This is a genomic window from Agrobacterium vitis, from assembly GCF_013426735.1.
Classification (GTDB): Bacteria; Pseudomonadota; Alphaproteobacteria; order Rhizobiales; family Rhizobiaceae; genus Allorhizobium; species Allorhizobium vitis_D.
This window is the reverse complement of the sequence record NZ_AP023273.1, coordinates 831827-850530: the sequence shown is the minus strand read 5'-3', so window position 1 is coordinate 850530 and position 18704 is coordinate 831827. Positions and strand designations below refer to the sequence as shown.

Below are 18704 nucleotides of genomic sequence, written 5' to 3'. Positions count from 1 at the left end.
GATCACCCCTTCCTTGCCAGAAGCGCGGTCCGCGTTGCCTCGGTATTCACCACCTCTTCGGCGGAAATATAGAAGTCGCGGTTGTAGTTGAACGTGTGCGAGATCGACACTGCAACGATCGCCACGAAAGACACGATCGCCAACCACCACATGTACCAGATCAGGCCGAATGCCATAGCAACGCTGAGGCCCGCAAGGATAACACCCGTGCCGGTATTCTTCGGCATGTGGATCGGCTTGAAGCCCAGCAGAGGACGGCTATAGCCGCGCTTCTTCATGTCGTCCCAGGCATCGGTGTCATGGACGACAGGCGTAAAGGCGAAGTTATAAGCCGGTGGTGGAGATGAAATAGACCATTCCAGAGTCCGTCCATTCCAGGGATCACCTGTCAGGTCGGCCAGTTCATGGCGCTTGAAATAGCTGACCACAAGCTGGATGACGAAGGAGGCGATGCCAAGCGCAATCAGGCAGGCACCGAATGCGGCGATGATGAACCAGATTTGCAGCGATGGATCGTCGAACTGGCTCATGCGGCGGGTTACACCCATCAGGCCAAGTACATAAAGCGGCATGAAGGCGAAGTAGAAGCCGACCAACCAGAACCAGAAGGACATCTTGCCCCAGAACGGATCGAGCTTGTAGCCGAACGCTTTCGGGAACCAGAAGGTGACACCAGCCATCAGCCCGAATACCACGCCGCCGATGATGACGTTATGGAAGTGGGCGATCAGGAACAGCGAGTTGTGCAGGACGAAGTCAGCTGGTGGCACGGCGAGAAGAACGCCTGTCATGCCGCCGATGACGAAGGTCACCATGAAGCCCATGGTCCACAGCATCGGCACTTCGAACCGGATACGGCCACGATACATCGTGAACAGCCAGTTGAAGATCTTCGCGCCCGTCGGGATCGAGATGATCATCGTGGTAATGCCGAAGAACGAGTTGACGCTGGCGCCCGAACCCATGGTGAAGAAGTGATGCAGCCACACCAGGTAGGACAGGACCGTAATACAGACCGTGGCGTAAACCATCGATGTATAGCCAAACAGGCGCTTGCCGGAAAAGGTCGAGACCACTTCCGAGAAAATGCCGAAGGCGGGCAGAACCAGGATATAGACTTCCGGGTGACCCCAGATCCAGATCAGGTTCACATACATCATCGGGTTGCCGCCGAGATCGTTGGTGAAGAAATTGGTGCCGACATAACGGTCGAGAGTCAGCAGGGCCAACGTCGCGGTCAGGATCGGGAAGCTGGCAACGATCAGCACGTTGGTGCAGAGCGAGGTCCAGGTGAAGATTGGCATCTTCATCATCGTCATGCCCGGAGCGCGCATTTTGACGATAGTGGCGATCAGGTTGATGCCTGATAATGTCGTTCCGACACCGGCCACCTGAAGTCCCCAGATATAATAATCGACGCCGACGCCGGGGCTGTAATCTCCACCCGAAAGCGGCGGATACGCCAGCCAGCCGGTGCGAGCGAATTCACCGACGAACAGCGAAATCATTACGATCACCGCGCCAGCAACCGTCATCCAGAAGGAGAAGTTGTTGAGGAACGGGAAGGACACGTCGCGTGCGCCGATCTGCAAGGGAACGACGAGGTTCATCAAACCGGTTACAAACGGCATGGCCATGAAGAAGATCATGATCACGCCATGCGCGGTGAAGACCTGGTCATAGTGATGCGGCGGCAGGAAGCCTTCATTGCCATTGAAGGCCATGGCCTGTTGGCCACGCATCATCAAGGCATCGGCAAAGCCGCGCAACAGCATGATCAGCGCCAGAATGACATACATCACGCCGATCTTCTTGTGGTCGACGCTGGTGAACCATTCATTCCAGAGATAGCCCCAGAGGCGGAAATAGGTAACGGCGCCGAGCACGGCAATGCCACCGATCGCGACAGCCAGAAAGGTCAGCACGAGAATGGGTTCGTGATACGGGATCGCATCTAGGGTCAACCGGCCGAAGATGAACTTCATAAGGTCAGGGTTTGAGAACATGGGAGGCCCCGTTTAAGTTGAATATCGCGAGATTACCGGCTCAGTTTTTGGGCTGAGCTAGTGCGGTCGCGCCGTTATCTGTGTCAGGCATGTCCATTCCAGGCATGGAATGATCGGCCATGGAGTGATGCATCGCGTGGCTGCCTGCGTCGGTTGTGGAGGCGACGGGCATGCTATCGGTAGCAGGAGCGGCCTGCGAATGATCCTGTGGCGCATTCGCGTCGGCTCCATGGCCTGGAGTGACGCTCAGATCGACACCACGATTGTCGTATTTCAGTTTCTCGCGGTTCTCGGCGCTTTCCTTGCCAGCTCCACCCATCATGTCGATATGCATCATGTTGCTCATGCACATCTTGGCAGGATCGACACACATATTGATGATGGCGTTGAAAAGGTCATTGTCGGCGGATGCGTAGTAGCGCACCGGATCTTTTTCGCTAGGCTTTTCAAGCTTGATATAGGCGTCGCGGTTGAGTGCGGTGCCCTTCGCCTTGACCTGTGCCACCCAGTCCGCAAAGCCCTGATCGCTCAGGCCGTGGAACTTGAAGCGCATGTTGGAAAAGCCAGCGCCGGAATAGTTGGCCGAGAAGCCGTCATAAACGCCTTCCTTGTTGATCACACCGTGCAGCTTGGTCTGCATGCCGGGCATGGCGTAGATCTGACCAGCAAGCGCTGGGATATAGAAGGAGTTCATCACCGACTGAGCGGTAATTTTGAAATTGATCGGAACATCGACAGGTGCTGCCAGTTCGTTGACCGTGGCAATCCCGAGATCTGGATAGATGAACATCCACTTCCAGTCGAGAGCGACGACTTCAACCGTCAGCGGCTTCACGTCGGCGGGAATGGTCCGCTCGGCATCAATCCGCTCCAGGGGGCGGTAAGGATCGAGCTTATGCGTGGAGATCCAGGTTACCGTTCCCAGAACCAGAATGATGGCGACCGGCGCCGACCAGATCAGAATTTCGATCTTTGTGGAGTGGTTCCAATCCGGCAGGTAGACCGCCGATGTGTTGGAAGAGCGATATTTCCAAGCAAAGAAAAACGTCAGCAGGATCACTGGGACGATAATGATCAGCATCAACACGGTGGCGAAGACCACCAGGTCGCGTTGCTGCGCTGCAATGTCGCCAGCGGGGGACATCACCACCATGTTACAGCCCGAAAGCAGCAGCATGGGCAAAAGCAGGAGGGAGGATAGGATCGGGAATTTTTTCATTACTTTGACTCTCATCAAGCGCATAAGCGCGAATTAATCCTTTTCCGGTGAGATTAAATGCGCGTTTTGTCGCAGGGAGTGTCGCTAATATAGGAAATATATCCTCCTATGGTTGTTGTGTTGGATCGTCGTGTCAAGAGTTCGCTTTTCAATAACCCTTGCGAATCAGTGGGTTCTATCCAAGTTCTCTTCGCAGTTGCGAGATGAAAAATACCAGTTTTTGTCGTTGTGAGCAGTCCGAAATGGCAATAATCAAATTGTCGCACCCTTGAAAAATTGGCTGACCATCGCGAGTGGGCTAACGGTTTCACCGGGAATCGGAAAAACAGAAAAAATTATTCGCACCCGGGAATAAGAAAGGTTCCTCCTGCGTATATAGGGGTATGAACAACAGATCCGGCCCCTTTGACGTGATTGGACAATTGGCAGCGCTGAGGCGTTATGCCCTGTCACTTGTGCGCAATGCCGATGAAGCCGAGGATCTCGTCAACGACGCGCTGGTCAGGGCCTATGAGCACCAGAACAGCTTCCGGCGTGGGGGCAATATTCGTCACTGGCTGTTTTCGATCCTGCACAATACCCACGTGGATAGCTTGCGACGGAGGCGATCTGCGGCAAGACGCGATGCGCTGGCAGCCGATCTTGTCGATCCGGTCATCGGTGCAGAGCAGGAGCACGTAGTGCGGCTTGCCCAGGTGCGCCGCGCATTTCTGGACTTGCCGGAAGAGCAGCGCCAAGCCCTGCATCTGGTGGCGATCGAAGAGCTCTCTTACCAGGAGGCTGCGGAGGTTCTGGATATTCCCATGGGCACGCTGATGTCACGGCTGTCGCGGGCTCGGGCTCGGCTGCGCGATCTTGAAATGACAGATGCGGGACGGCGGGCGCTACCGCCGCCGGTTGAGAAACCAGCCCATAGAGGGCAGGGCGGCTCGAAACCGGCTGGCCTTCGCATCGTTGGAGGTTCTGATGACACACCATCCTGATCCGATATTGGATTTCGATCTACAGGCCTATATCGACGATCAGCTGAATGTTCAGCGGCGGATCGAGGTCGAGGCCTATCTTTCCAGGCATCCCGATGCGGCTGCGCGGATGATGGCCGACTTGCGCGTGCGAGACGAGTTGCGCTTGGGGTTGGCCCATGACCGAATGGCACTTGATATGGGGGCGGCACGGCCGGCAACACGTGATGCGGCTCGCCGGCTGGAGCAGGCTTTGACGCGCGCAGGCCGTATGACGGTGCTCCGCCGGGCGGCTGCCATAGCAATTTTCATTGGCGTCGGTTGGGTCGCGCATTCCGTTATCAATCCATTCGCGGCGACGCAGGTCATAGCCTCCGTACCGACACCAGCTTTTGTGCGGGAAGCACTGCAAGCCCATGAAACGACCTTGCTGCGCGAAAGTCTTCATCCTCAGCAGATCGCCCAAGATCAAGTCGGTCAGGGCCGATCTGGGTCGCCGATGTTTGATCGCAAGGAAATTCGCTCTGCCACTGGCATCGTCATGCCAGATCTGCCCAGCAATTGGACGATTGCCGATAGCCAGATTTTCCCTTCGGATTACGGGCCGAGTGTTGAAATCGCCGTCAAGCCGAAGCGGGGCTCAGAGGTGACGTTGTTTGCCGCCCGCACCGGCTCCTTCGCTGTCCAGAATGTCACGCTCGCTCAGACGGATGGTGCAAAGGCTGCTTATTGGCAGATCGGCGAAGTGGCTTACGCGCTGGTGTCGAAGGACCGCTCGGGCGACGAATTGACAGATGTGGCGGGCCAGCTTGCCAGGACGCTTTACTGAAACCGGGTTGGCACCGCGTTAAAAAGCGGTGTGCCTGCAATGACTTACGGCGTGACATCGATTGTCAGCCTGAACATCAAGGAGATCTCGATCATGGAACCTGTGAATAAACATTATCCCTTCGGCGCGCAGGCGCAGGCGGGGGCCTTGTTCGACCAGGGCCTGCGTCAACATATGCTGCGCGTCTACAACTATATGGGCCTTGGCCTAGTTATTACCGGCATTGTGGCGTTTATCGTCGGTTCGACGCCGGCGCTTTATGTGCCGATTTTCCAGTCGCCGCTAAAATGGGTGGTGATGCTGGCGCCGCTCGCCTTCGTATTTTTCTTCTCCTTCCGCATTCAGACCATGTCGGCCAGTGCGGCGCAGATGGCATTCTGGGCGTTTTGTGCGGTCATGGGCCTGTCTATGGCGTCGGTCTTCCTGGTCTTTACCGGCACCAGCATCGCCCGGACATTCTTCATCGCCGCCACCATGTTCGGCTCCATGAGCCTCTACGGCTATACCACGAAGCGTGACCTGTCGAAATTCGGCTCCTTCCTGATGATGGGCCTGATCGGCGTGGTCATCGCCTCCATCGTCAACATTTTCTTAGGCTCCAGCGCGCTGCAATTTGCGATCTCGGTGATCGGTATCCTGGTTTTCGTCGGCCTGACGGCTTGGGACACCCAGAATATCAAGGAGCAATATGCCGAAAATATCGATCAGGAATCGCGCCAGAAACTGGCGGTATTCGGCGCCCTGTCGCTTTACCTGAACTTCGTCAACATCTTCCAGCTTCTGCTGAATTTCACCGGTGAACGTGAATAGTCTTTGAACGCGAATAGTCTTGGCTGAAATGCAATAGAGACAATAAAGCCGCCGGTCCTGAGGGATCGGCGGCTTTGTGTTGATAGTGGCCCTTCGGCCTGCGCAGTCGATTTTCAGTGCAGGGTATCCAGTTCAGCCAGCAATTTGTCCTTGGCTTTTTTGGGCAGGGTGGAGGCTGCAAAGGCGGCAGCGTTGGCGGGCGGCACATCGCCGACCACCACAACAGCCACCATGCCCATGCCAACATGCGGTGCGCATTTGATGCCGTAAGCACCGGGTTGGGTGAATGTCACCTTCACAGTTTCATTGATCTTGCCTTTGAAGACCTCCGCACCCTCAGGCACCAGGCCGGTAATGGCTTCGGCACTGTGGGCCTTGTCGGTTGGAATGAAGGTTACGGTGTCGCCAGGAGCGATTTTCAGCGCGGCGGGCTCGAATACCATGGCTGTGCCATCGGCGCCCTTGTTCAGCATATGAATTTCGTAATCAGCGGCGAAGGCGGATGCCGTTGAGATCGCGCCGATGATGGTCAGGGCGGCGAGGCGCTTCAAGGCGATATGCATGGTGTTTCACTCTCTTTTGTGTCTCTTCGCTAACGCTTTTAAATCACCGGATACGGCATCACTTTGATCTTGCGCAAATCGCGCATTTGTGACCCTCAAAAGGTGGGGGCTTGGCTTGAGTTTATCTGGGAAAGGTGGAATGCGGTTTCCTAGAAAAGAGACGTGCTATCAAGAAGCCTGGGGGTGCAAGGTCCAGACTGGACCTCGCAGTTTCCCTGCGGTGATGGTGCAGCGCCTCGGCCGTAGGAGTGTGTGGTTTGCTGTCTCTCATTGATGTGTGTGTTACGGGATGGTTCCATGGCTAACCTGGTCCTTGCTTTGATTTTCTTTGTGTTGACCCATTCCGTCCCGGCAATACCCAGCATCAAAGGTCGGCTTGTGTCCCGTCTGGGTCGGACGAGCTATATGGTTCTTTATTCCATCCTGTCGCTGGCAGGCTTGCTGTGGATTTTCGTTGCCTTCATGGAGGCCGATGATGTGGCACTTTGGATGGACAGGGCCTGGCAAGCATGGTTGACGCTGGTACTCGTACCGATCGGCCTTTATCTGGTGGTGTGCGGATTGATCAGCCCCAATCCATATTCGGTGACCTTCAGGGCAGGGCGAAAGCCTGGAGCTATCGTTTCGATAACCCGTCATCCGGTTTTGTGGGGTTTTTTTCTCTGGGCTTTCGGTCATGTTTTCCCAAATGGTGAAATGCGTGGCGTTATTCTATTCGGCGGATTTTCGCTTTTCTCGCTGGTGGGAATGGCGATACTGGACCGCCGAAGCCGGAAAACTATTGACGTAGCCAGCCCGAAAGTGGGTGCCGCAACGTCAGTTTTGCCCTTCGCCGCCATTTTGTCTGGCCGTGCCAGATTGCGTCTGGACCGCGACATGGCGATCGCGCTTGTGCTGACCGCAGCCGGCACCTTCGCTTTGCTGTTTGCCTTCCATGAGGTGTTGTTCGATGTCGATCCTCTGCTGCTGGCGCTCTACGGGGTTTAAAACAAGATAGTCGTTCTATTTTGATACAATTGCTTTGAAACAATCCGAGATGTCTCATTCAGGGCCTGCGAAATTGAAAAAACATTACCATTATGGGAAAGATCGTTTGGTTCTCGGCGAATAAAGTCCTATCATTCCCAAAGGGGTAAGGTGTTGACTGCAACTGAAAGAGGTTCGCATGGCCAGCAAATATCTTCTCAACAGCTTGGGCGAGGCGCTTTATTATAGTGGTGATCCGACCCATTGGTATTCAGCAACGGGAAGTGGCTTGACGCTGAATGGATCAAGCGGCAACGACGCAATGTATGGCGATAGCTCGGTCAATGTCACCATGAATGGTGGTGCGGGCGACGATGTCTATTATCTCTATTCCAGTATTAATCGAGCCAGTGAATCAGGGGGGGCGGGTGTTGACACAGTCAATACCTGGATGAGTTACACGCTTGGTGATGGCATTGAAAACCTGGTCGTGACAGGCGATAACCGATATGCTTTCGGCAACAGCCTGAACAACATCATCACCGGCGGTACTGGCATCCAGACTATTGACGGTTATGGTGGCAACGATGTCCTGATCGGCGGCGGTGGTGCCGATACTTTTGTATTCAGCAGCGGCAATGGTAGCGACAGGATCACTGATTTTTCCAGCGATGATACCGTGCGCCTGCAGAATTATGATTTCTCGGACTTTACCGAGGTGCAAAGTCATATGACCCAGACAGGAAGTGATGTTTCACTTGATCTCGGTAATGGTGAAAGCATCCTGTTCAGCGATACGGTAATTTCTGATTTTACCTCCGACCAGTTTCAGCTGACACTGGATCGCACTAATCTCACGCAAACATTTTCAGATGATTTCAACAGCTTGTCCCTGCATGACGGAACGAGCGGAACGTGGGATACGGGCTATAGCTGGTTTGCGTCCAATGGCGGCACTTTGGTCGATAACAGCGAATTGCAGTGGTATATCAATCCCTCCTATGAGGGGACGTCGTCGGTCAATCCTTTCTCCATCTCTGACGGCGTGTTGACCATCACCGCATCCGTTGCTTCGGAAGATATCCAGAGCCAGATCAATGGCTATGAGTATACCTCGGGCATGCTCAGCACTGAGTCCACGTTTAGCCAGACCTATGGTTATTTTGAAATCCGCGCGGATATGCCTGATGATCAGGGCGCATGGCCGGCATTCTGGCTGCTGCCGGCGGACGGGAGCTGGCCACCGGAACTGGATGTGGTTGAAATGCGTGGCCAGAATCAAGGCGAGGTAATTGTCACCGCGCACAGCAATGAAACTGGCGAGCAGACATCCGATGCCACGACGGTTTACACCGATACCGAAGGCTATCATACCTACGGCGTGTTGTGGACGGAAACGACGTTGACCTGGTATATTGATGACGTTGCCGTGCATCAAACAGATACGCCGTCAGATATGAATGAGCCCATGTATATGGTGGTCAATCTGGCGGTTGGCGGGATGGCTGGGACGCCAAGCAGCTCTGATTTCAGCGATGGCTCAGAGTTGAAGATTGACTATATCAAGGCCTATTCCCTTGATGAGTATGCGGCGGCCACCACAGCGACCACCGATCATCTTCTTTAATCAGGCCTGCATTCCTCAAACAAAAAGCCCCAGCTGGATTGCAGGGGCTTTTTGTGTTTGCGCGTTAGATCATCGGATCTATGCTCTAAATTTCTGTTTGCGCATCGGATTTATCCGAAAACCGGTTCCCATTTTTCGGTCCGATGCACTAGAAATTTATCACGCGGCGGTTGGAACCGGTTCGGCCACGACATCGATTTCTTCCGGCAATTCACCCGCCATGGCGGCGCGGAACTGTGTCTGATCGAGTTCGTTCTCCCAGCGGGCGACGACCACTGTTGCGACGGCATTGCCAATGAAATTGGTCAGTGCCCGGCATTCCGACATGAAACGGTCGATACCGAGGATCAGCGCCATGCCGGCGACCGGGACCGAAGGGACAACGGACAGTGTTGCAGCCAAGGTGATAAAGCCGGCGCCAGTGATGCCTGCAGCACCCTTGGAGCTGAGCATGGCCACCAGCAGCAGAAGAATCTGGTCGCCAAGCGAAAGCTGGATATCCGTTGCCTGGGCGATGAACAGGGCCGCCAGGGTCATGTAGATGTTGGTACCATCAAGGTTGAAGGAATAGCCGGTTGGAATGACCAGGCCGACAACCGAGCGCTTGCAGCCTGCCCGTTCCATCTTGGCCATCAGGCCGGGAAGGGCGGCTTCTGAAGACGAGGTTCCCAGTACCAGCAGCAGTTCCTCTTTAATGTAGCGGATCAGGGCCAGGATGGAGAAGCCGTTATAGCGGGCAACGCCGCCAAGCACGACGAGAACAAATAACAGCGACGTCAGGTAGAATGTCCCGATCAGGAAAGCCAGGTTGGCGATCGAGCCAATGCCGTATTTACCGATAGTGAAGGCCATTGCGCCGAAAGCGCCAATTGGTGCGGCCTTCATCAGGATGGCGACCAGCTTGAAGACCGGCGCGGTCAACGCCTGCAAGAAGTTGGTGACCGGCTTTCCGAGATCGCCGACCATGGCGAGAGCCAAGCCGAACAGCACTGAGAAGAACAGGACCTGGAGAATGTCGCCCTTGGCAAAAGCGCCGACAATCGTGTCGGGGATGATGTTCATCAGGAAGCCGGTGATCGTCGAATCATGGGCCTGCTGGGCATAGCTGGCAACAGCCTTGCCATCCAGCGTCGCGGGATTGATATGCATGCCTGCGCCAGGTTGCAGGATGTTGGACACCAGCATGCCGACAACGAGCGCCAGCGTGGAGAAGCACAGGAAGTAGATCATCGCCTTGCCGGCGACGCGACCAACCTTCTTCAGGTCGGACATGCCGGCGATGCCGGTGGCCACGGTCAGGAAGATAACCGGCGCGATGACCATTTTGACGAGCTTGATGAAAGCATCACCGAGCGGTTTGAGGGCTTCGCCAGTTTGTGGATAAAAATGACCGAGCAGGATGCCGCCGATAATCGCAACGATAACCTGGAAATACAAATGACGGTAAAATGGGAGCTTTCCGCCCTGCGGGGCGGTGGTGGTAGAAATATGCATCGGATCCTCCGGTAGGTGCTCCCAACCGATGTCATCGGCCTCCCGGGAGCTTATGCAACGTGTCAACATCGACACCGATGTTCGGTTTCGTCAATGCAATCGCCGTGCCAGAGTGTAGCTTCGTGCCAAGCCTTTGAAAAGCCGCGTTTCAGCCATGATCCGTGGCGGATTTTCGCGCGAATTTTCGCTCAGTGCCTTGTGTGTTGTGCGGAAAAATGCACAAAGTTGATGATGATGACCGTGCATGACAAGCCCAGATCCGTCCCTGCCAATGTGAGACGCCCACGAAGGCCATGGCTTTTGCTGGCGTTCCTAGCCTGTGTTGTCACCCTCCTTGCGCTTTATTTGGCTGGGCTTTATGCCCGCACTGCCGCATTGGAAGATTTGTCCGAGCAAGCACGCACGAGTGCCAATCTCAAGGTTGCCTTCCTGCGGGCGGTGTTGGAGCGACCGCGCTCGTTGCCACTGCTCTTGTCGGAGGATCAGCAGGTTGTCGATGCCTTGAGCCTGCGCACAGTCGCTGCAACGGAACGTTTGAACGACAAGCTCGAGCGTTTGGTTGCCGGTACGAGTGCTTCAGTCCTTTACGTCACGGACGCGACAGGACATGCCATTGCCTCCAGCAATTGGCGCGAGCCGGTGAGCTTTGTTGGTGTCGATTATTCTTTTCGGGACTATTTTCGTCGATCCATGGCGGTCGGTGCCGCCGAACATTTCGCGCTCGGTAACATTAGCAAGCGTCCAGGCCTCTATATTTCAAGGCGTGTCGGTCCGGTTAATGCCCCTTTGGGTGTTGTGGTCGTGAAGGCAGAGTTCGCGCAATTGGAAAGCGATTGGCGAGAGGAGGGCCGAGCGGCTTTTGTCACCGACGGGAATGGGGTAGTGCTAATTTCAAGTCTTCCGTCTTGGCGCTTCATGACATTGTCGATGTTGCAGCCAGAGGAATTGACCCAAATACGCAACAGTTTGCAGTTCGGCGATGCGCCTTTGCAGGCCTTGCCGATCAATCGCGCCCAGCAGGTACCAGGGAGTGCTATACCGGATGAGCTTCTGGTGCGTACGATTTTTCCCGGTGCCATACCCGCTGACTATCTTGATCTATCGGTTGCCGTGCCGACCACCAACTGGCATCTCAATTATCTCGTCCCGACTGAACCGGCAATCGCAGCCTCGACGCGGGAATGGCGACTGTTGACCTTGGCCCTGTTGGCGCCATTTTTCCTCGTCGTCTCGCTGGTGCTTTGGCGGCGACAGGCAACGGTTATCCGTCTGGCGCGGGTGGAGGCTGACCAGCTGGAGCTGGAGCGGCGGGTGGATGAACGAACCCACGACCTTTCACAGGCTCGAGACCGGCTGGAATTGGAGATCGCCGGCCACAAGACTACCGAACAGCGGCTGCAAGGTGTCCAGCAGGAATTGGTCCAGGCCAACCGGCTGGCTATCCTGGGGCAGGTGGCGGCGGGCGTTGCCCATGAAATCAACCAGCCTGTCGCAACGATCAGGGCCTATGCTGAAAATGCCAGGGTGTTTCTGGAGCGTGCCCAGCCGGAGCAGGCAAACAGCAATCTTGGCGCCATTGCCTCGCTGACGGAGCGGATCGGTACGATCACCGATGAATTGAAGGCTTTTGCGCGCAAGGGGCGGACCGCGCCGGAACCAGTGCCGCTTGGAGCGGCGATCGAGGGCGCGGTCATGCTGCTGCGCAGCCGTTTTGCCGGGCGGCTGGAGGCGCTTTCCCTTCCCGATGTGGCGCCGGATCTGACGGTGAAGGGCAACAGGGTTCGCCTGGAGCAGGTCCTGATCAATCTTCTGCAGAATGCGCTCGAAGCATTGGAGCAGCGCAGCGATGGCCGGGTCGAGGTCTCGGTTCAAGAGACGGAGCAACATGTCGTGGTGACCATTGAGGACAACGGCCCGGGCATTCCAGAGGATATCAGGCGTCTGCTTTTTACCCCCTTCACCACCTCAAAGGAAAAAGGTCTTGGTCTCGGCCTGGTGATTTCCCGTGACATTATCAGTGACTATGGCGGCCGGATTGGTGTCGAAAGCACGCCATCCGGTACATGCTTTACCATCCATCTTTTGAAAGCGGATATATCATGACGTCATCGCAAGCGACGGCGACCAATAATGTCATCCTGATTGATAATGATCGAGATCTACTGGCGGCCACGGGGCAGACCCTTGAGCTGGCGGGATTTTCCGTTCAGGCGTTTTCAGCGCCGCTGGATGCGCTGCGTCGGATTTCCAATGATTTTCGCGGCGTTGTCGTTTCCGATATTCGAATGCCTGATATCGACGGCTTGGAATTGTTCAGCAGGGTCAAGGCACTGGATCCGGAATTGCCGGTCATTCTGGTCACCGGCCATGGCGATATCGCCATGGCGGTACAGGCGATCAAGGACGGCGCTTATGATTTCATCACGAAGCCCTTTGCCACCGACAGGCTCCAACAGAGTGTTCATCGCGCCGCGGAAATGCGACGGCTCGTGCTGGAAAATCGCAAGCTGCGACAGGTGGCCGATGCGGCCCAGGATGGATTGCCGCTGATTGGCCAGACCCCTGCCATGGAACGGCTACGGCGCACTTTGCGCCAGATCGCCGATACCGACGTCGATGTGCTGGTGACAGGCGAAACCGGCAGCGGCAAGGAAGTGGTGGCGAGCCTGCTACACAGCTGGAGCCGACGCGCCAAGGGCAATTTTGTTGCCTTGAATTGCGGAACCCTGCCGGAAAGCATGATCGAAAGCGAGTTGTTTGGCCACGAGGCCGGCGCCTTTACCGGTGCGCAGAAAAAGCGGATCGGTCGGATCGAACATGCAAGCGGCGGCACATTGTTTCTCGACGAAATCGAGAGCATGCCCGCGGCGACCCAGGTGCAGATGCTGCGAGTGCTGGAAATGCGGGAAGTCTCGCCGCTCGGCATCAACGACGTGCGCCCGGTGGACCTGCGCGTGGTTGCTGCGGCCAAAGTTGATCTCAGTGATCCTGCCCAGCGCGGTGAATTCCGTGAGGACCTTTATTACCGGCTGAATGTGGTGACATTGACCATCCCGCCGTTGCGCGAACGCCGTGATGACGTGCCACTGTTGTTTGCCCATTTCATCGAGCGGGCCGCTAGCCGGTTCCGGCGTGAGCCTCCGCCGGTGTCAGCCGGTGTTGAGCGTTATTTGCGAGATCATGACTGGCCAGGCAATGTGCGAGAATTAACGCATTTTGCCGAACGCTTCGTTCTTGGGTTGGAAGATATGGATTCGGGCGGCGGGAGTGTGGTTGCCGCCGATCGGCCTGGTTTATCCTTGCCGGAACGGCTTGATCGCTATGAGGCGGATATCATGCGTGAGACCCTTAGCCACTATGAGGGTGATGTACGCAAGACCATCGAGGCTCTGAAAATTCCCCGCAAGACCTTTTACGACAAACTTCAGCGTCATGGCATTGTCCGCAAGGCATTTGCGGGTGGGGAAGAAGGCTGAGCAATCAACAATGTGATGAGGAACAGTCAGGTGCCGGGTATGGTTGCCGGTGCAAGGAAAGCCAGTGTGACCGTCACAATATGTTCGCCCCAGGCGTCGATGGCGGTCGGTTGCCAGACGTCCGGGTTAAGATTGAGCGCCAGCGTGTAGCGATTATTGATGTAGAAGAAGCTTAAGCCAGCAATCGTCATGTAGACCGTCACCGGATTGACATCGGCACGAAACACACCTTGCTCAATCCCTCGCTGCAAAAGCTTTTCGATTTCCGCGAGCAATGGACCATGGGTCGAGGGAATGGTCTTTGATCGGCTCGAATATTCAGCCCTCAGAATGTTTTCGGTGGCCAGCAGACTGACGAATTCCGGGTGGGTCAGAAAATAGGTCCAGGTGTGTAAAGCCAGTTCGCGTATGCCATCAAGCGGTTGACGTCGCGACAGGTGAAGGCTTTTTCCAGCCGCGGTGACATTGGAGAAAATCACCTCGAGAACCGCGACGTAAAGGCCCTCCTTGTCTCCAAAGAAATGGTAGAGCATTCGTTTGTTGGTTTTCGAACGCAACGCGATGGCGTCGACTCGGGCGCCTGCAAAACCCTTTGCGGCAAACTCTTGAATCGCCGCATCCAGAATGATTGCTCGGGTCGCATCGGGATGGCGGATCATACGCCCCTGACGGCATTGCGCGGGTGCTGGGCTTTCCGCTTCAGGATCAGGCACTTCCTCGAAAGTCTGTTCCAGCCGCTGGCCTGTCATGGGAATCTCACTTTATGGTATTTCGAAATTCAAAATTAGATTTACATGAAATACATCGCGTCGGTTAATTACGTGCATGCAGAATCTGTAAATTGTGATTGGGGGCTGTGAATTCGGAGTGAATGATCGGCTAAGATGCGGGTGCGCCGATGTGGACAGCGTCTTTTAGGCTTTTCGATGTTTTGAAAACAAAATTTCTCCATTTGTCTGCAAAAGTAGAATAGTAATTTTATAGACTATATTGACGGAAACGCTTGCCACTGTCACCATTGCACAGCGTTGGAGTGAAAATAAACGGGACAAATATCCTGCAATTTTCAAAAGGGGTGACGATGCCGATAGCTGTAAATATGTTTTCTTACGACCTGTTTGGGTTGACACGGGTTCCCCACGATCTGGTTGAAAACAGCAAATCTTGCGGTGAGGGCCATACACAGAAGCCTGTTGTGGCAAAGTCGGTAATGACCCGGAAGGTCAAGAAATCATCGTTGTTTTCGAGGTTCTGGAACGACAACCCAGCTAACGATCAGCCCGGCAAGGATCGAGATGCCGAGCAGGAGGAAAAGCTCCGGGAAGAACGGAAGAATTGCCACGCAATTCTCCTCGGTGGTTTCTTCCCGATTTTGTAAAAAGCACGTTTGTGAAGGAGGCTGTGATGAGTATTGTTGAACGTCTGATGCTTGATGCCGTCTCGCCTATATTGGCCAGTGCCGGAGCCACTCAATCTGCCACCCAGTCTGTCACGGACCATTCGATTGGCCTGCGTGAAAAGGTCGGCCGTGCCATTCCCTTTATTGTTTGCGCAGCCGCCTTCCTGTTTGTCGGGGCTATGATCGTCGGGATTTGACAAGAAAAGCGGAAATTGACGGCAGGCCTTTAATTTGGCCTTGCAAGCCCGAGCAAGGCTGCACCGATCAGGCCCGGCTCCAGTCGGCATTGCGCTGGAACCACAATAGGATGGTTGAACCGTCGCAAGATCTTGGTTCTGACGGCTAAATCGATGGCGTCAACGAGCTTTGTCGCATTGGACAGGCCGCCGCCGACCGGCAGTATGCTCGCCCCCGTCGTATTGACGACCAGAGCCAACGGACTGGAAAGTAATTCGACAAATGCCGCGATGGTTTGGCTTGCCTTTGGTTCGCCGGTTTCCCAATCCTTGACGATATCCTCACTCGTTCGGTTTTCGCCGGTCAGGTGCGTATGGAGCTTTTCCATGCCGCGCGCGCTGCAGATTGTGTCGATACAACCTTTCTGACCGCAGCCGCACGGAAGCCGAGGGATGGTGACGGGCGGTTCGCCGACCTCGGTTGCGGCAATTGGTCCATGGCCCCATTCTCCGGCAAAGCCGCCGTCGCTATTGATCAGTTTGCCATCGACTACCAGTCCGCCGCCGACGCCGGTGCCGAGAATGACGCCGAACACCACGCGGTGGCCGCGTCCCGCGCCCAATCCGGCCTCAGCGATTGCGAAACAATCGGCATCATTGGCAATCAGCACAGGCAGGCCCAAGGCCTCTTCCAGATCGTGTTGCAGCAAACGGCCATGGATGCAGGGTATATTGGCGACAACAGCGCGGCTGGTATCCACATCTATAATGCCGCAGATGGAAATTGCCACGCAGCTTGGTATCTCTCCCGCCTCGGCAATGATGGACCTGATGACGCTGACAAATGCATCGAAATCCTGTCCCGGCGTTGGCTGGCGTGGAAAGGGACGAATATCCTCAGGCGAATAGGCAATTGCGCCCTTGATGGCGGTTCCGCCAATATCGAAACAGACGATCATGCGCGCCGGGCCTCGGAATGTGTTGCTGTGCTATGAACGCATGTTCCAGCGATCCAGGTGGAAACCAGATCGAGTTGCGGGGTGAGCAACAGGAAGTCGGCGTCCTTGCCAGGCGCAAGCTGACCTTTCGTCTCGCATCCAATCGCATGGGCTGGATAAAGCGACGCCATGTTCAACGCCTCCTCAAGCGATGCTTGGAGCTTTTCATGGACAAACCGAATGCAGGACAGCATATCGATATCGGCACCTGCCAGGGTTCCATCGGCTAAAGTCAACCGTCCGCCCTGGCGGTAGACCGGGCGACCATTCAGCATGAAGCCGGTTTCATCGGTGCCGATGCTCGACATGGCGTCGGTGACCAGGAAAATCCGGCCAGACCCGCGTTTGGCGCGAAGGGCAATGCCCATCGAGACCGGATCGACATGGAAACCGTCAGCGATAATCCCGCAGAACAGTGTGTCTGAAGCAAGGGCTGCTCCGACAAGGCCCGGTTCGCGATTGCCCATCTGGCTCATGGCATTGAATAAATGAGTGACGAGCGTCGCGCCGGCCTCGACATAGGCGCCAATCTGCGCGCAACTCGCATCCGTGTGGCCCAGGCTGATGTGATAACCCGCTGCTCGCAGGGTTTTCACCTGCTGCGGGGTAACGCTTTCCGGCGCTATGGTGATCAGTGCAGTGCCAAATGTGCCGGCGGCGGCAATAAGCTTTGCCAGATCATCGTCGTTCATGGGCCTGATCAGGGCGGGATCATGGGTACCCTTGCGCGCCAGCGATAGATGTGGACCTTCCAGGTGAAGCCCCAGATAGCCTGGTATCCGCTCGGCAAGGGCTTGGCTGCCAAGGCTCAAAACCTGATCGCGCAGGGCAGGATGGTCAGTAATCAATGTCGGTAATAGCGCTGTGGTGCCAAACCTTGCATGGGCGGCGCAAATCGTCCGGATACCATCAAGATCCGGCTGGTTGTTCAGCAACACACCGCCGCCGCCATTGACTTGCAGATCGATAAAGCCAGGCACGACCAGAGCCGACCCTACCTCGATTCTGGCAAGGCTAGCAGGCACGGCATTGTTGGAGACGATATCAGCGATTCGCCCCTGATCGACAATCAGGGCCTGATCGTCATGGAAACGCGTGCCGTCAAAAATCCGGCCGCCTGTCACAGCGAATGAGGAGGGAGCCGCAAGAGACGAGTTCATCGGGTTTCCGTTACTTTCTTCAGAGCGGCTGGCTTGTCCGGATCAAGGCCACGGGCGCGCGATAGTGATTCCACCATGCCATAATACGGTACAATCAATGCCAGTGCATCGGTCAGCGGGTGGCCGGTTTCGATGAAGGGCAAATGGTTGGACTCCTTTGCCAAAGACGATGTCAGGAAAACAGAGGCATTCTTGGCGGCCAGTCCATTGGCCGTCGCGGCGATAGAAGCTTCCGCCTTGTCACGGGCGGCAAAGGCGATGATCGGGAAATTTGCAGACACCAGGGAGACCGGACCATGCAACACTTCAGCCGAAGAATAGGCCTCCGCATGCAGTTCAGAGGTTTCCTTGCATTTCAGTGCCGCTTCGCAGGCAATGGCCAACGTTGGGCCGCGCCCGAGCATGTAGAGCGAATCGGCGTCTTTCAACACCTCGACCAGGCTACTCCAATCCAGGGCGAGCGCTTTTTCAAGATGCGTGGGAAGGGCTTCGACTGCGGCTGCCAGGCGAGCGTTGTCGCTCCAGGCACTGATCAAGGACAGGCCAGCAACAATGGAATTGACGAAGGATTTTGTCGCCGCAACCGCAATTTCCGGTCCGGCCTGAATGTCGATAGCGATATCAGAGGCTGCGGCCAGCGGCGAAGAAATAGTATTGAGCAGCGAAATTGTCGTTGCCCCACCGGCTACGGCAGACTTGGCGAGCGCTACGAGGTCCGGGCTGGCCCCGGATTGCGAGATCGCAAGTGCCGCAGCCCGGTCCAGTTTCAGCGGCGCTTGATAAATCGAGGCGAGAGACGGGCCGAGCGAGGCAACGACGATCCCGAGCTCCAGTTCGACAGCATATTTCAGGAAATGGGCGGCGTGGTCTGAAGAACCACGCGCAATAGTGACCAGCACCGCAGGATCGCGCTTGCGGAGTGCTGCACCCGCTTGTTCCAAACTCTCCCGGCTATCGCGTAGCAGTCTACTGACCGCTTGCGGAATCTCGTTTATTTCCTGGCGCATAGTCGTCGTCAT

At 55.8% G+C, this 18704-nt stretch carries 17 protein-coding genes; 9 read left to right on the top strand and 8 right to left on the bottom strand.

All coding sequences use genetic code 11. The features are described from left to right. Nucleotides 1-2: 2 nt before the first annotated feature. Entirely contained in the window at nt 3-2006 is a 2004-nt protein-coding gene (cyoB, locus tag H1Y61_RS21035; protein ID WP_012654436.1) for a cytochrome o ubiquinol oxidase subunit I, read from the bottom strand. A gap of 40 nt (nt 2007-2046) precedes the next feature. Next, complete coding sequence (cyoA, locus tag H1Y61_RS21030) at nt 2047-3225, bottom strand: ubiquinol oxidase subunit II (protein ID WP_180574706.1); 1179 nt, start codon at nt 3223-3225, stop codon at nt 2047-2049. 383 nt (nt 3226-3608) lie between these two features. Between cyoA and H1Y61_RS21025 the strand changes: the two genes are divergently transcribed. From H1Y61_RS21025 to H1Y61_RS21015, 3 genes are all read left to right on the top strand, one after another. Next, nucleotides 3609-4208, top strand: coding sequence for a sigma-70 family RNA polymerase sigma factor (locus tag H1Y61_RS21025; protein WP_180574705.1), 600 nt, complete (start codon nt 3609-3611; stop codon nt 4206-4208). Beyond that, nucleotides 4192-5016, top strand: a complete 825-nt coding sequence (locus tag H1Y61_RS21020; protein WP_180574704.1) for an anti-sigma factor family protein — start codon at nt 4192-4194, stop codon at nt 5014-5016. The genes H1Y61_RS21025 and H1Y61_RS21020 overlap by 17 nt, the downstream gene beginning before the upstream one ends. 93 nt (nt 5017-5109) lie before the next feature. Beyond that, a complete protein-coding gene (locus H1Y61_RS21015) occupies nt 5110-5826 on the top strand; it encodes a Bax inhibitor-1/YccA family protein (RefSeq protein WP_156632229.1) in 717 nt (238 codons plus the stop codon). Nucleotides 5827-5939: 113 nt separating this feature from the next. On the opposite strand, the gene H1Y61_RS21010 is transcribed toward H1Y61_RS21015, so the two are convergent. Beyond that, nucleotides 5940-6389, bottom strand: a complete 450-nt coding sequence (locus H1Y61_RS21010) for a pseudoazurin (protein ID WP_174113156.1) — start codon at nt 6387-6389, stop codon at nt 5940-5942. A 297-nt stretch (nt 6390-6686) separates the two neighbouring features. Between H1Y61_RS21010 and H1Y61_RS21005 the strand changes: the two genes are divergently transcribed. Continuing rightward, on the top strand, nt 6687-7376 hold the full coding sequence (locus H1Y61_RS21005; RefSeq protein WP_235680922.1) for an NnrU family protein: 690 nt from the start codon (nt 6687-6689) through the stop codon (nt 7374-7376). 178 nt (nt 7377-7554) lie between these two features. Beyond that, nucleotides 7555-8982, top strand: coding sequence for an endo-1,3-1,4-beta-glycanase EglC (gene eglC / locus H1Y61_RS21000; protein WP_174113158.1), 1428 nt, complete (start codon nt 7555-7557; stop codon nt 8980-8982). A gap of 159 nt (nt 8983-9141) precedes the next feature. Here eglC and H1Y61_RS20995 read toward each other — a convergent pair whose 3' ends face one another. Continuing rightward, a complete protein-coding gene (locus tag H1Y61_RS20995) occupies nt 9142-10476 on the bottom strand; it encodes a dicarboxylate/amino acid:cation symporter (protein ID WP_012654444.1) in 1335 nt (444 codons plus the stop codon). Nucleotides 10477-10776: 300 nt separating this feature from the next. Between H1Y61_RS20995 and H1Y61_RS20990 the strand changes: the two genes are divergently transcribed. Both H1Y61_RS20990 and H1Y61_RS20985 read left to right on the top strand, forming a co-directional pair. Then, complete coding sequence (locus H1Y61_RS20990; RefSeq protein ID WP_180574702.1) at nt 10777-12579, top strand: sensor histidine kinase; 1803 nt, start codon at nt 10777-10779, stop codon at nt 12577-12579. Continuing rightward, the gene (locus H1Y61_RS20985; RefSeq protein ID WP_180574701.1) at nt 12576-13952 is read left to right on the top strand and encodes a sigma-54-dependent transcriptional regulator; all 1377 of its coding nucleotides are present in this window, start codon (nt 12576-12578) and stop codon (nt 13950-13952) included. Before H1Y61_RS20990 ends, H1Y61_RS20985 begins: the two co-directional genes overlap by 4 nt. Nucleotides 13953-13978: 26 nt before the next feature. Here H1Y61_RS20985 and H1Y61_RS20980 read toward each other — a convergent pair whose 3' ends face one another. Beyond that, the gene (locus H1Y61_RS20980) at nt 13979-14701 is read right to left on the bottom strand and encodes a TetR/AcrR family transcriptional regulator (RefSeq protein ID WP_180574700.1); all 723 of its coding nucleotides are present in this window, start codon (nt 14699-14701) and stop codon (nt 13979-13981) included. A 254-nt stretch (nt 14702-14955) separates the two neighbouring features. On the opposite strand from H1Y61_RS20980, the gene H1Y61_RS20975 reads away from it, so the two are divergent. Continuing rightward, nucleotides 14956-15330, top strand: a complete 375-nt coding sequence (locus tag H1Y61_RS20975; protein WP_210282107.1) for a hypothetical protein — start codon at nt 14956-14958, stop codon at nt 15328-15330. Between the two features lie 26 nt (nt 15331-15356). Next, nucleotides 15357-15548 carry a hypothetical protein gene (locus H1Y61_RS20970; RefSeq protein ID WP_180574698.1) on the top strand — a complete coding sequence of 64 codons (192 nt, stop codon included), beginning with the start codon at nt 15357-15359 and terminating at the stop codon, nt 15546-15548. Nucleotides 15549-15577: 29 nt separating this feature from the next. On the opposite strand, the gene H1Y61_RS20965 is transcribed toward H1Y61_RS20970, so the two are convergent. The 3 genes from H1Y61_RS20965 to H1Y61_RS20955 are packed head-to-tail and all read right to left on the bottom strand — an operon-like array spanning nt 15578 to nt 18704. Beyond that, nucleotides 15578-16486 (bottom strand): ROK family protein, encoded by a 909-nt coding sequence (locus H1Y61_RS20965; protein WP_180574697.1) that lies wholly within the window; start codon nt 16484-16486, stop codon nt 15578-15580. After that, complete coding sequence (nagA, locus tag H1Y61_RS20960; protein ID WP_180574696.1) at nt 16483-17685, bottom strand: N-acetylglucosamine-6-phosphate deacetylase; 1203 nt, start codon at nt 17683-17685, stop codon at nt 16483-16485. The genes H1Y61_RS20965 and nagA overlap by 4 nt, the downstream gene beginning before the upstream one ends. Next, nucleotides 17682-18704 carry an SIS domain-containing protein gene (locus tag H1Y61_RS20955; RefSeq protein ID WP_180574695.1) on the bottom strand — a complete coding sequence of 341 codons (1023 nt, stop codon included), beginning with the start codon at nt 18702-18704 and terminating at the stop codon, nt 17682-17684. Before H1Y61_RS20955 ends, nagA begins: the two co-directional genes overlap by 4 nt.